This is a genomic window from Aminivibrio sp. (assembly GCF_016756745.1).
Classification (GTDB): Bacteria; Synergistota; Synergistia; order Synergistales; family Aminobacteriaceae; genus Aminivibrio.
The window spans coordinates 1-13,769 of the sequence record NZ_JAESIH010000079.1; the positions used below are offsets into that span (position 1 = coordinate 1).

Here is a 13,769-nt window from a genome sequence, read left to right on the forward strand (position 1 = left end):
CTTCGCCTTTTCAGTCATAATGATTGCACCTCTCTGGTGAAGGGTTGTGCCTTCGTAAACACTACCTTACCACTGTTCTCCGAACAGTCCAGAGAGGTTTTTTATTTTTTAGGGTGCGGATTTAGGGAGCCCCGTAATAATCCCGTGTACAGTACTTGCCGTAGGCGCTGCCGAAAAACTTCTCCGCCTCTTCCCTGTTTGCCGGGGGAAGAACCGCAGCCTCCGGCACTGCCGCCTTGAAGAAAAAAAAGAGACAGAGAAAAAAAAACGTCATGGGCCAAAACCCTTTAAAATCCCGTTCCATCGGCTGTACTCCTCCTCTCGGGTTACGGGAACATCCTCAAAAATGTTTTGAAATGACATCAATGCCCGCAAAAGAATAAAAAGCGAGCGTGACTGCTCCTGCCAAAAGAAAGCCGAGAAGCATCCTCAGGTACAGTACCCACATCTCTCCGCCTGGCAGGGAGCCGCTTCGGATGCGGACAACAATACGGGCAATGAACAGGGACGCCAGGAACATCCCGAGGGCTACGAGCGCTTGAACATTAACTATAGGCATTCTTCACACAACTTTCAGCTTCGGATAATAAAAATTAGGATACCCCATAAAAAAACGGAACGCCACTTAAAAAAAACTTTTTTCATGCAACGCCTGGAGAGAAAAAAGAAAAAAATAGGCCTCTCACAAAAAGATACCCTGGATTCTCCACCCAGGGTATCTACTATACCATTTTTCCAGTAAAATTCGGTCACCGAAACGGAAGAAAGGGACTCATGAAACTTCCGCTTCTTCTCTGGAGCCGGCAGTTTCATCGTTGATGTGGATTTGTTTCAGCACAGATACGGCAACCTCAAGGGCACGCTTGCCGTCCGTGATCCCCACCAGGGGCTGTTTTCCCTCCCGGACGCAGGTCACGAAATGCTGCAGCTCCAGTTTCAGAGGTTCGCTCTTCGGAAAGACGGGATGTTCGATAACCTCCACGAGGCTGCTGTTGTTCTGTCGGACGCACCGGTTGATGGATACGTCCTGGGTTTCATAGTCGATGGTCACGTACCTCTCAGGCTCCATGATTTCGAGCTGCCGCAGCCGTCTCTCCGAAACCCGGCTTACAAGGATGTGAGCCATGGCGCCGTTTTCGAAGGAGATCTGGGCAGAGGCGATGTCCTCATGATCGGACCGTATGCACCTGCCGGCGGCGGAAATGGTTGTAATATCCGAACGGACGAGGGAGAGGATGATGTCGATATCGTGGATCATCAGGTCCAGAACGACTCCCACGTCACTAATGCGGGGAGAGAAGGGACCGAGTCTCCGGGACTGAAGAAAGAGGGGGTCGTGGACAATTTTCGAGATATACTGGACGGCGCTGTTGAACCTCTCGATATGCCCCACCTGAAGGACGAGATCGGAGTCGGCCGCAATGCGAAGCAGACTCTCAGCCTCACTCACCGTGGTCGTCACCGGTTTCTCGATAAGAACGTGAATCCCGTTGCTCAGCGCTTTTTTCGCTATCTCGAAGTGCAGGCTCGTAGGAACCACCACGCTGACGGCGTCAGGCCTTGCCCGGGCGATGAACTCATCCATATCTGTAAACCATGGAACGCCCAGGTTGTCTCCTATGGCGGCTGCCCTGCTTTCGTTCTGGTCAACTACTCCTACGAGCTGCGTCCCGAGGAGTTCGGTGTATACCCTGGCATGGTGCTGTCCGAGATGCCCAACCCCGATGACACCCAGCCGTTTCAGGTCCATGAACGGATCAACTCCTTTAGAGGCTTGGAAAGTACTTTCCCCGTACACTATTCTCACGGGGGAAGCATCAAAAGTGGCGTGAGAAAAAAATCATTCTATCCAGGCAAGGAGGAAAAGCCTGTTTTCCCTGTCGCCTCTTCTGTATGAGTAGCATACATCATTATCCCTGTACGTGCACAGGGGGACGGAGCAGATCTTTTCGTCCTCTATTCCGGCATCCCCGAGCTGTTTTCGGATTTCACCTCCCAGGTCGAAAAAGACGCCATCCCCGTCTCCCGACATGTTGTGCCGGGAAAAAGATTCAATGCCCCGCCGTGTCCAGGGCTCGTCCTTTTTCCTGAAATAATGATTCTTCCCGATTCCCGGGCCGATCCAGGCCCAGGTTCTTGAAGGATCGGCTCCCATCTTCCCCAGAAGTGACCGGGCGGCCCTGCCCGCTATATTCAGAACGGTACCTTTGAATCCGGAATGAAGGAGGATGATCCGGGGAGAAGGGGAAAGGGAGGCGATAACCACGGGAAAACAGTCGGCAAACCGGAGAGAAGCCTCGATGCCGCACCGGTCGAGAAGGACTCCGTCCCCGCTGGGCCGGGCCGGAAGGGCTGCCCCGGCGGAAGCTGCGATGACATCCGTTCCGTGAACCTGCCTGGGGGCTACTAGGGGGCCCTTCCGGGGAAAGGCCCCCATCAGAAGCTCCCTGGATCTGCCGGGTTCCCCTGAAGCCTGGTCCATGGCGGTCCCCTTCAGGAACAGCCTTATGGAGAACCGGCTTTCACCACAGGGCGGCAGATAAACGATGGAATCGTTTACAGCGGAACCCTCTATTTCGTATGCCGGTCCGTGTCCGTTCCCGTTCAAAAAAGCAGCTCCTCTCTCCGTGAAAAGATCAGGGGGCGCATCCAGCCGATGAAATAAAGGCTGCCGCAGCAGACTGTGCCCCGCCCTGTTCGCTCTGCAGCTTTCAGGGCATCCAAGGGATCCGGAAAGACCCCGACGGCATCCTCTTTCCATCCGACGCTTTTCGCAGTCTGCGCCAGCGTGCAAGGATCGGCCGCTCTCGGGTTGCCAGGAACGGACGTGCAGATCAGCCTGCCGGCACACCCCAAAAGCAGGGAAAGATCAGCGGGAAAATCTTTGTCCTTCATGCAGGCGAAAACGACCGTGGGTTTTTTTTCGCCGTAGATCGCCCGGAGACTCTCGACAAGCCTCATGATCCCGTCAGGGTTATGGCCTCCGTCAAGTACTAACGGGGGATCGGCCCTGAGTATTTCAAACCTTCCGGGCCAGCGGACCTTCTCCGCTCCCCGAAGAAGCGCCTCTCCCGTGATGCGGGGATAACGTCCCGATATGCCCAGCATCCCCGCAGCGGCCAGGGAACAGTTTTCAACCTGGAAAGAACCGCGCAGCGGCGTTCGTATCGGATAGCGTCCGCCTCCGCAGAGGAGTGAAAAGGCCGTGCCCTCCGCCGTGACGGAGACATCCTCCAACCGGACTTCTTCGGTGAGAACATGGGGAAGGGCGCTCGAGGCACGGGCCCTTTCCAGGAAAAGAGAAACAAGTCCGGAGGGACTGCCCGAGAAAAATGCGGGGACTCCTTCCCGCATAACCGCGAACTTTTCTCCCGCGATCTTTTCAAGCGAGTCGCCGAGGAATTCCATATGGTCCATGGAAATGGAAGTCACGAACGTCAAAATGACGTTCCCCAGGAGGTTCGTCGCGTCGAGCCTTCCGCCGAGTCCGGCTTCGACTACGGCGATCTCCGTCCGGTTCCTTGAGCAGAGTAAAAACGCCGCCGCCGTGACAAGCTCGAAAAAGGTGGGAGGATCGGACCGCAGGACAGCATCTTCCTCCAGCGCCTGAGCAATGCTCTCCGCAGCTTCGGCCCATTCCAAGATGGTGAGGGGAGAGCCGTCGATAAGAAGCCGTTCAGCCGGTGATTCTAAATGGGGACTGGTATAGAGAGCGGTCCTGTATCCGGCCTCCCTCAGGATGGAGTCGGAAAAAGCGGCGGTGGAGCCCTTTCCGTTCGTTCCCACTATATGAACTGCCGGGAAGTCCTTCTCCGGATTTCCGAGCTTCTCCATCAAGCGGGAAATCCGGTCGAGCCCCGGGCGGATTCCAGCACTGGCGAGGGAAGCAAAAACGGTCTCCAGTTCTTCGAAGGACTGGGCTTTCCTGTTCATGGCCGTATCAGGAGCGTCTCAGACTTGAGATGTTTTCTTCGATACGGGAGAGGCGGGCTTCATTTTCCCCAAGCCTGCCTTTTTCCTTTTCCACCACTTCCACCGGGGCCCTGCGGATAAAATCCTCGTTGGCCAGTTTTCTTCGTCCGGCCTCGATATTTTTCCGCACTCCTTCCAGCTCCTGGGTCAGTCGCTCAATTTCCGCAGGGATGTCAAGAATATCCCCCACCACGAGGCTGACCTCTCCGCCCTCCATCTGGGACGACAGAGAACCGGCCGGTTTTTCGTCCTTCGGGGAAAGAAGAGTGATCTTCCGTATTTTCGTGAGATTTTCCATGAGTGTTCTGTTCTCAGTGAGCACTTCAGCAAGAAGGGAATTCTCTTCCGTCTGCACAAATGCCTGATTCGCAAATGCCTGCGGTGCGATTCTGGATTCCGCCCTGAGGTTTCTCAGGATACGAACCGTGTCTTGGAAAAGCCCCATCTTCTCAGCAGTTCCCGGATAGTCGGGCCTGTCTTCCCACCGGGGCCAGTTATTCTGTTCGATGAGGCCTCCGCCGAAACCGAAGGTCTCCCAGAGTTCTTCGGTCACGAAGGGGATAAAGGGGTGAAGAAGCAGAAGGACATCCCGGAAAACCCCGGAGATCACGGTGCGGGAAACCTGCCGTCTTCCGTCGCCTTCGTCGCCCCTGAGGGCAGGCTTTGAAAGCTCGAGATACCAGTCGCACAGATCCCCCCAGACAAAATCGTAAAGGAGACGGGCTGCTTCGCCCGTTCCGAAGCTGTCAAGGAGCCGGGACACTTCGCCGCAAACGGTCTTCGTCCTGGCGAGAATCCAGCGGTCGTGGAGGGCCAGGGGGGAATCGGCCGCAAGCTCGGAAAGGCGCTCTCCGTCCTCGAGATTCATCAGGGCGAACCTCGACGCATTCCAGAGTTTGTTCATGAATAACCGGTATGTCTCGATCTTGCTGGTGCTCAGGAGGATGTCCCGCCCCTGAACCGTGAGGGCTGCAAGGGTCATCCGGAGGGCGTCGGCCCCGTATTTATCAATCATGTCGAGGGGATCAATAACGTTGCCGCTCGACTTGCTCATCTTCTGACCTTTCTCGTCACGGATAAGGGCATGGATGTACACATCTCTGAAGGGCACGTCGTCCATGAACTCGAGGCCCATCATGATCATCCGGGCGACCCAGAAGAAAATGATGTCGAATCCCGTAACCATGAGGGATGTGGGATAATAATAATCGAGGTCTTCCGTCTCGTCGGGCCACCCGAGGGTCGAAAACGGCCAGAGAGCGCTGCTGAACCAGGTATCGAGGACATCCTCGTCCTGGACTATCTTCATCGAACCGCACTTTTCACAGGCCGCCGGGTCGTTCTCCGACACCGTGATATGGCCGCAGTCTTCGCAGGTCCACGCCGGAATGCGGTGTCCCCACCAGAGCTGCCGGGAAATGCACCAGTCGCGGATATTCTCCATCCACTGGTAATAAACCTTTTCCCACTGCTGAGGCACCCAGCGTATTCTGCCTTCCTCCACGGCCCTGACGCCGGCTTCAGCCAACGGCTTGGCCTTCACGAACCACTGCTCGGAGAGATAGGGCTCCACCACGGTGCGGCACCTGTAACAGTGCCCCACGGAATGGATCATCTCTTCGATCTTCTCCAGTAGTCCTGAGTTCCGGAGGTCATCCTCGGCCTTCTTTCTCGCCTCTTCTATGGAAAGCCCTTCATACCCTGGGGCCAGTTCATTCATGAAACCATGTTCATCGATCACCTGCACCTGCTCAAGGCTGTGCCGCTGACCGACGAGGAAGTCGTTTGGATCGTGGGCAGGCGTTATCTTGACGCAGCCGGTGCCGAACTCCGGATCTACCATAATGTCCTCGATCACGGGAATTTCCCTGCCTCCGAGGGGCACCCGGACTTTCCTTCCGGCAAAGACCGCCTTTTCCGATCTCGGGTGAACGGCTATGGCCACGTCTCCCCAGATGGTTTCGGGACGGGTGGTGGCGACGATCAGCCAGCCGTTTCCGTCGACGAAGGGATACCGGACATGGTACAACTTCCCGCCGTGCTCCTCGTGCTCCACCTCAATGTCGGAGAGGGCGGTATGACACCGGGAGCACCAGTTGATGATATATTTCCCCTTGTAAATGAGACCTTTGTCGTACAGGCGGACAAAGACAGTCCTGACAGCCCGGGAGAGCCCCTCGTCGAGGGTAAAGCGCTCACGGTCCCAGTCGCAGGAGTTGCCGAGCTTCTTCATCTGGTTGATGATGCGGCTGCCGAACTCTTCCTTCCACTCCCAGACCCTCCGGACAAATTCATCCCGTCCGAGGTCGTGCCGGGATTTACCTTCCCCTGCTATCCTCCGCTCCACCACGTTCTGAGTGGCAATTCCTGCGTGGTCCGTACCGGGAAGCCAGAGAACGTTGTATCCCCTCATTCTCTTGTACCTGCAAAGAATATCCTGGAATGTGTGGTTGAAGGCGTGTCCCATGTGCAAAGAGCCGGTCACGTTGGGAGGCGGAATGACGATGGAAAAAGCCCTGGATTTGTCGCCGCCGGGGCGGGCCTTGAAAAGTCCTTTTTCCATCCACGAGGCATACCATTTATCCTCGATGGGTTTGGGATCATACGTTTTGGCCATTTTTTCCAGGATATCAGACATGACGAAACTCCCTCCGTTGCGTAGATTTACTCTTCCGGTGATCCCGCAGGTGACGGCTGCTGTTCCCCCGAAGCGAGGTAGCCCTCGAGGAAGAGCCTCAGATCCTGAATGCCGTCTCCCTTTTCCGCCGACGTGATGATCGGTACATCCACCGACTTCAGGCCGTCACGGATATATTTCTGGAGCGTGCCTCTTCTGGCACCCTTTGAAATTTTATCCCCTTTGGTAAAAACTACAAGCAGGGGCAGTTCCAGGTGGGAAAGCCAGTCCTGGAGGGCAGTATCGTTGGCGAGCAGCCCGTGCCTGAAATCGGCGAGGTGAAGCACGAGCTCCAGCGAGGCCCTGTTTGAAACGTAGCTGTCAATGAGGGCCGACCATTGGTTTCGCTCTCCCTTGCTCCTGGACGCGTACCCGTAGCCGGGAAGGTCAACCAGCCTAAAGGGACCGACGGAACTTTCCACGGCGAAAAAGTTGATGCTCCTCGTCTTCCCCGGCGTTGCGCCCACGTGGGCCAAGCGGCTTCCGAGAAGTTTGTTCACAAGGCTTGACTTGCCCACGTTCGACCTGCCCGCCACGGCTATTTCGGGAACGTCCTGAAGAGGGAACTGGTCCGCCCGAAATGCCGTTGCTTCGAGGCGGACCTTCCAGTGTCCCGTCATTTCTCTTTCGCTCTCTCGAGGGCGAAGTCAAACACCTCCGCCACCCGTTCGACGTATCTGAACGAAAGCCCTTCTCTGGACCATTCCGGGATCTCTTCCACATCGGGCCTGTTGGCGGCGGGAAGGATAATGTTCCTGATACCCTGTCGCTTTGCCGCCAGAATCTTGTCCCGTATCCCCCCCACCGGGAGAACCTTTCCCTGAAGGGAAATTTCCCCCGTCATGGCGATTCCCGGCAAAACCGGGCTCTTCCGAACGGCGGAGAGCATGGCAAGAGCCATGGTGATACCTGCCGAAGGACCGTCCTTGGGTATGGCGCCCTCGGGGACATGAAGGTGAACATCGATCGTCTTCCAGTCCACGTCGCCGATGCCGAATTCTTCAGCGTTCGCACGGAGAAAACCGAGGGCCGTCTGGGCGGATTCCTGCATCACCGAACCAAGGTTGCCCGTCAGGGTGACGTCGCCCTTCCCTTTCATAGTGACCGCCTCGATGACGAGCACATCTCCCCCCGTCTCGGTCCACGCCAGGCCGACAGCGGTACCGATCTCCTTTTTTTTCGGAAGCCGGAGATCATACAGCCTGGGGGGGCCAAGGTATTCTTTCAGCTCCCTGGGGCCCACAGTCACGGAACCTTCGAATTCCTCTCCCTTTTCAACCAGTTTCCTGGCGATTTTCCTGCAGATGGTGGAGAGTTCTCTTTCCAGACCCCTGACGCCCGCTTCCCTGGTGTATTCGCTTATCAGCTGTTCCAAGCCCTTCGGGGTCACTTTCACCTGCTTCGGCGACAGACCGTGTTCCGTAAGAATGCGGGGAAACAGGTGTCTCTTCGCGATCCTGATTTTTTCCTGCCACACGTACCCCGGGATTTTGATGACTTCCATCCTGTCAAGCAGGGGACGGGGAATGGAATGAGTCACGTTGGCGGTGGTGATGAAGATCACGTCGCTGAGGTCTACGGGTACCTCCATGAAATGATCGGTGAAAGAGCTGTTCTGTTCCGGATCCAGAACCTCGAGCAGGGCTGCGGACGGATCTCCCCTGAAGTCTTGCCCCATCTTGTCGATCTCGTCCATGAGCAGCACCGGGTTCCTTACCCCGGCCTGCCGTATTTTCTGTATGATCCGCCCCGGCATGGCGCCGACGTAGGTTCTGCGGTGCCCCCGTATCTCGGCCTCGTCCCTCATGCCGCCAAGGGACATGCTGACGAACTTTCGTTCAAGAGCCCGGGCTATGGATTTTCCGAGGGAGGTTTTCCCCACCCCAGGAGGGCCGACGAAACAGAGCACCTGCCCTTTCATCTTGCCTGAAGCGAGTTTGCGCACCGCCAGGAATTCGAGAATCCGTTCCTTGACCTTCTCCAGGCCGTAATGGTCTTCTTCCAGGATCTTTTCCGCCCTGAGAATATCCAGATTGTCAGGAGAGAATTTGTTCCACGGAAGGGCCACAAGCCAGTCAATGTAAGTTCTGACCACAGTGGCTTCAGCGGACATTACCGGCATTTTCGAGAGCCGGTCGAGCTCGTGGAGCGCCTTGTTCCTTGGTACCTCGGGCATGTCTGCCTCTTCTATCTTCCCCCGGAGCTCCTCGATTTCCGACGGCGTCTCGTTCTGGCCTAGCTCGTCCTGGATGATCTTCAGCTGTTCTCTGAGGTAGTATTCCTTGTGTCCCCGCTCCACCTCCTGGCGGACCTTGTCCTGAATGTCATGCTCCAGCTGGAGGATGTCAATCTCCTCGAGAAGGAGCTTCAGGATGAACTTAAGGCTTTTCTCGGGATCCACCATTTCCAGCAGGCGCTGCTTCTGGTCCACCTTGATGGACAGGTGCGAGCTGACCAGGTCAGAAATTTGCCTCGGATCGTCGACGTTCATCACCGTGACGAGGACCTCCGCCGGAATTCTCGGGTGGAGGGTCACATACTTCTCAAACTGTTCGAGGACGCTCCTCTTCAATGCTTCGAGGTTCGGAGATAGGCTCTCTTCCCAGGGAAGGGGAACCACATCGGCCTCAAGAGCCTCCTTGCCCCTGCTGAAGGATTCAACCCTGACCCTTTCGACACCCTCGATGAGTACTTTCGTCGTCCCATCGGGAATACGGACCATCTGCAGAATGGTACAGAGGGTGCCCACGGTATAGAGATCCTCCACCCTGGGGTCGTCAATCTGCATATCCTTCTGGGCTACCACGAGGATATTTCTGTCCTGGAGCATGGCCATCTCGATGGCCTTCAGGGACCTCGGGCGCCCGACAAAAAGAGGGGCTATGATCCCGGGGAAGACCACGATGTCCCGTATGGGGAGGACGTAGCAGCGGCGCGGACTCTCCATGGGTCAGGCGACCTCCTTGGAGCTCTTTCCTTCAAGGATGGGATCCTGAAGCCCCTCTACAGCCTCTTTTGTAACGATAACCTTCCGGACTTCCATGCTCCTGGAAGGAATATCATACATCAGCTCCATCATGAGGTTTTCGAGAATGGAGCGAAGCCCTCTGGCTCCCGTATTCTTCTCGTTCGCCTTCATGGCTATACTCCGGACCGCCTCGTCGGTGAACTCCAGGGAGACCCCCTCCATAGAAAAGGTCTTCTGGTACTGCCGGAGGAGGGCGTTCTTCGGCTCGGAAAGAATCCGGACCAATGCGTCGGCGTCCAGCTCTTCAAGCGGCACGAGCACCGGAAGGCGGCCGACAAGCTCGGGAATGAATCCGTAGGTCATGAGGTCTTCCGGCTGTATCTGCTTCATGATCTCGTATCTCCGGGCGTCGTGTTTCCCCATGATGTCGCCGCCGAAACCTATGTGCTTCCTGTTCACCCTGCGGCCGATGATATCTTCCACGCCGTCGAAGGCTCCTCCGCAGATAAAGAGGATGTTCGACGTGTCGATCTGGATGAAATCCTGGTACGGGTGCTTGCGGCCGCCCTTGGGAGGAACGTTGGAAACGGTTCCCTCAAGAATCTTCAGCAGTGCCTGCTGGACCCCTTCCCCGGAAACATCCCGGGTGATGGATGCGGACTCTGATTTCCTCGACAGCTTGTCAATTTCGTCGATATAGATTATTCCCCGCTGGGCTGCCTTCACATCATAATCGGCGGCCTGGAGAAGCTTTACGAGTATATTCTCCACGTCCTCGCCCACATACCCGGCCTCAGTAAGGGTGGTGGCGTCGGCTATAGCAAAGGGAACATTGAGTTTTTTCGCCAGAGTCTGCGCGATGAGGGTTTTGCCGCATCCGGTGGGTCCGAGAAGCAGCACGTTGCTTTTCTGGAGCTCCACATCGGCATCCTTCCCGAGGTTGTTGCTGATGCGCTTGAAATGGTTGTAGACCGCAACCGAAACGCTCTTTTTGGCCCACTCCTGACCGATGACATACTGATCGAGGAAGGCCTTTATCTCTCTCGGCTTCGGGGCTTCGGCCATGGGAACGAAGTGATCGCCCCCACCGGCCGGCTCTTCCGCTTCTTCATTGAGAATGAGATTGCAGAGGTGGACGCATTCATCGCAAATATAGACGCCGGGGCCGGCTATGAGTTTCTGGACCTCATCCTGCCCCTTTCCGCAGAAAGAACACCTGGAATTTTCGCCCTTTCCTCTTCCATTTCCTTTATTGTCAAATTTGAACACGAAACTCTCCCTCCCTTGAGCCTTCCGAAGATACAGCAACAAGGGAGCACCTCGCGGGCTCCCTTGAAGTCTTATCGAAAAGGCTTCGTTGCGAGGAGCAATGGCTACCTCGAATGGATGACTTTATCTATGATCCCGTACTTCTGGGCCTCATCGGGAGACATGAAAAAGTCTCTCTCCGTGTCGGCCGCGATCTTTTTCTTTGTCTGCCCGGTATGCTGAACAAGTATATCATTCAAGCGGTCGCGGAGCTTCAGTATTTCCCGTGCGTGAATTTCGACTTCCGTTGCCTGGCCTTGAGCACCTCCAAGGGGCTGGTGAATCATGACCCTGGCATTCGGGAGAGCAAGCCTTTTCCCCGGAGCGCCTCCCGCCAGGAGGACGGCGGCCATGCTCGATGCCTGGCCTATGCAGATAGTGGATACGGGGCATTTAATGTACTGCATCGTATCGTAAATTGCCAGCCCCGAGGTGACATATCCTCCGGGACTGTTGATATACAGGTGGATGTCCTTTTCCGGATCTTCGCTTTCCAAAAAGAGGAGCTGGGCAACCACGATGTTTCCCGTGTGTTCGTCTATTCCTTCACCGAGAAAGATAATCCTGTCCTTGAGGAGCCGGCTGTAAATATCATAGGTCCGTTCTCCCCGGCCGGTCTGCTCGACCACATATGGTATCAGCATGCTGGGTTCCTCCTTCCGGAATCAGCCGTTCTTATTATGCTCTTCCGTCTGCGGTGCTGCCGCATCGGTAACCCGGACCGCCTCCATGATGGCTTTCACGGTCTTTTTGTACTTGATCCTGTTCGCCACTTCTATAAGGCGCTTTTCGTCTTTGAAGAGACTCTTGACAAGCCGGTCGGCGTCAATTTTGTAGGTCGAGGCCAGTAACTCCATTTCAGCTTCGAAGTCTTCCTTTTCCACGGAGACCTTCAGATCTTCGGCTATTTTGTCGAGAACGAGAGACCGGCGGACAATGGTCTCCGCCTGCTTCCGAATTTTCTCCTCGTACTCCTCTTTTGTGGTTCCGGTCTCCTTAAGGTACTCGTCCATGGAGATGTTTCTATCGTGCTGAATACGCTCCTCCTCTTCCTTCTTCATGACCTCGACCTGCCTGGAAATCAGTGTCTCAGGAACCTCGAGATCCGCCTTTCCGGAAATCAGCTCCACGGCATCGTATTCAGCCATGGACTGGTTTTCGGCCTGCATACTCTCGTGAATTATCTTTCTTATCTCTTCGCGGAACTCGTCTTCCGAGGCGCATTCCTTCTGGAGAATCTTGTGGAAAAATTCCGGCGTGAGATCGGGGAGCACCCGTTCCTTCACTTCGGTGACGGTCATTTCGTAGCGGAGGGTTTTACCCGCGAGATTTTTCTCTGGATAATCCTCCTCGACCATCACTTCCGCTTCCGCTTGGGCGCCCGTTTCCTTACCGAGAAGGGCATCCTTGATCTCTGTCCTCACGGAGGGCTGGGAGAGGTCCAGGGTAGTCGTGTCCGGTCCGTGCCTCTCCTCTTCTCCGTTTTCTCCCAAAAGGATGGTGAAGTATTCTATAGCGACCGTGTCGGTACCTGAAATAGGACGTCCCTCCACCGGGACAAGAGTGGAATTCTGTTTCAGAATCTCCTGGATAGTCCCTTCGAGCGTCTCGTCAGAGACATCGGCAACCGCTCTTTCCACCGAAATATCCTCAAGCGGGGGAAGGGTTATCTCCGGGGACACTTCGAAGGTGAGCACCACCTCCACAGGGCTGCCCTCCTCCATTTTCTCGATCTTCACGGACGGCTCGTCGATAAGGTCCAGTTCATAGTCCTTCACAATTTCCTCTATGGCGTCGGGGAGCATAGCCTCAAAAGCCTCTGCGAATATGGCCGTCTTACCGAACCGCATCTCAAGAACTTTTCTGGGGGCATGCCCTTTTCTGAATCCAGGAATGTTCACTTTGGACGCAATTTCTTTAACTGTCTTATCAACGTTTTTGGCGAATTCCTCCGGTTCGAACTCCACCTTGATTGAGAGAACATTTTTTTCTTGGGAAAGCATCTCGGATCTCATACTGTCGCAACCCCTTTCAGTACAGATTCGTACTGTTGTGATGTCAAGTCGTTCTGCATTTATGATCCATCTCTTTTTCAAAGAGAAAAAACATGCGGAAAGTATTCTACACGGAAAAAGGAGCGAATGCAAAAAACGGAAATTTTCCGAAATCCGCAGGTATCGGGAGCGTCACCTGGGACCCCTTGGGCGGGGGGTGCAGATTGTCGTTCGTGACAACTGCCCGGGCAAGTCCCGCTGCTCCCCGCGTTCGCCGGCTGCCTGCCTGTAAAACCGACAACCGTGTCGGTTTCTCTCCCCTCAGGTGCTCTCTCCAGAGGATTCATCAGCAAAGAGCGCGGAGCGAGATCTCTTCGCCCTGAGGAGGATGAATCCGCCGTATGCCCGGCGACACTCCCTCTGCCTGAAAAGCCTGCTGATTCAGGACCAGCAAAAAACCGTCAATGAACCGAAAACAAGAAAAAGGCAGCGGAATTAACCGCTGCCTCATAGGTCTGCTCTTTTAAAAAAAGGCTAGATCTTTACAACGTCAGCAGCCTGATCTCCCTTGGATCCCTGGGTGATCTGGAAAGATACCCGCTGACCTTCGTCAAGAGTCTTGAATCCGTCACCCTGGATGGCACTATAATGGACGAAAACGTCCCTTCCGTCGTCGCTGGTGAGAAATCCGTAGCCCTTTGTCGCATTGAACCACTTAACTGTTCCCTGGGTTGTCAAATTTGTTCCTCCTAGATGTGTTCACTTTTTGCTGCCGGCGCCAGTCAGCTTAAATATTATAAACAGAATTCCTCATTCTGTCAATGTCCAACTTTTCCCCTAAATCCGCAGG

Annotated in this window: 11 protein-coding genes; all 11 read right to left on the minus strand. The window is 55.3% G+C overall.

What is annotated here, in order from left to right; translation table 11 throughout:
- Positions 1 to 121: 121 nt before the first annotated feature.
- The 11 genes from JMJ95_RS13055 to JMJ95_RS13110 all read right to left on the minus strand — a co-directional run bounded on the left by JMJ95_RS13055 (position 122) and on the right by JMJ95_RS13110 (position 13,657).
- Positions 122 to 304, minus strand: a complete 183-nt coding sequence (locus JMJ95_RS13055; protein WP_290686147.1) for a hypothetical protein — start codon at positions 302 to 304, stop codon at positions 122 to 124.
- A gap of 468 nt (positions 305 to 772) precedes the next feature.
- Complete coding sequence (locus JMJ95_RS13065) at positions 773 to 1,750, minus strand: Gfo/Idh/MocA family oxidoreductase (RefSeq protein ID WP_290686153.1); 978 nt, start codon at positions 1,748 to 1,750, stop codon at positions 773 to 775.
- A 90-nt stretch (positions 1,751 to 1,840) separates the two neighbouring features.
- On the minus strand, positions 1,841 to 2,608 hold the full coding sequence (locus tag JMJ95_RS13070; RefSeq protein ID WP_290686155.1) for a polyphenol oxidase family protein: 768 nt from the start codon (positions 2,606 to 2,608) through the stop codon (positions 1,841 to 1,843).
- Positions 2,605 to 3,933: a folylpolyglutamate synthase/dihydrofolate synthase family protein gene (locus JMJ95_RS13075; RefSeq protein ID WP_290686157.1), complete on the minus strand. Its 1,329-nt coding sequence runs from the start codon at positions 3,931 to 3,933 to the stop codon at positions 2,605 to 2,607. The genes JMJ95_RS13070 and JMJ95_RS13075 overlap by 4 nt, the downstream gene beginning before the upstream one ends.
- A 7-nt stretch (positions 3,934 to 3,940) precedes the next feature.
- Positions 3,941 to 6,610: a valine--tRNA ligase gene (locus JMJ95_RS13080; RefSeq protein ID WP_290686160.1), complete on the minus strand. Its 2,670-nt coding sequence runs from the start codon at positions 6,608 to 6,610 to the stop codon at positions 3,941 to 3,943.
- A gap of 26 nt (positions 6,611 to 6,636) precedes the next feature.
- Positions 6,637 to 7,269 (minus strand): ribosome biogenesis GTP-binding protein YihA/YsxC, encoded by a 633-nt coding sequence (yihA, locus tag JMJ95_RS13085; protein WP_290686163.1) that lies wholly within the window; start codon positions 7,267 to 7,269, stop codon positions 6,637 to 6,639.
- Positions 7,266 to 9,596, minus strand: a complete 2,331-nt coding sequence (gene lon, locus JMJ95_RS13090; RefSeq protein WP_290686166.1) for an endopeptidase La — start codon at positions 9,594 to 9,596, stop codon at positions 7,266 to 7,268. The genes yihA and lon overlap by 4 nt, the downstream gene beginning before the upstream one ends.
- Positions 9,597 to 9,599: 3 nt before the next feature.
- Positions 9,600 to 10,886 (minus strand): ATP-dependent Clp protease ATP-binding subunit ClpX, encoded by a 1,287-nt coding sequence (clpX, locus tag JMJ95_RS13095; protein WP_290686169.1) that lies wholly within the window; start codon positions 10,884 to 10,886, stop codon positions 9,600 to 9,602.
- A 104-nt stretch (positions 10,887 to 10,990) separates the two neighbouring features.
- The gene (gene clpP, locus JMJ95_RS13100) at positions 10,991 to 11,569 is read right to left on the minus strand and encodes an ATP-dependent Clp endopeptidase proteolytic subunit ClpP (protein ID WP_290686171.1); all 579 of its coding nucleotides are present in this window, start codon (positions 11,567 to 11,569) and stop codon (positions 10,991 to 10,993) included.
- A 21-nt stretch (positions 11,570 to 11,590) separates the two neighbouring features.
- Positions 11,591 to 12,928, minus strand: a complete 1,338-nt coding sequence (gene tig, locus JMJ95_RS13105; RefSeq protein WP_290686173.1) for a trigger factor — start codon at positions 12,926 to 12,928, stop codon at positions 11,591 to 11,593.
- Between the two features lie 525 nt (positions 12,929 to 13,453).
- Positions 13,454 to 13,657 (minus strand): cold-shock protein, encoded by a 204-nt coding sequence (locus JMJ95_RS13110; RefSeq protein WP_290686175.1) that lies wholly within the window; start codon positions 13,655 to 13,657, stop codon positions 13,454 to 13,456.
- Positions 13,658 to 13,769: the final 112 nt, after the last annotated feature.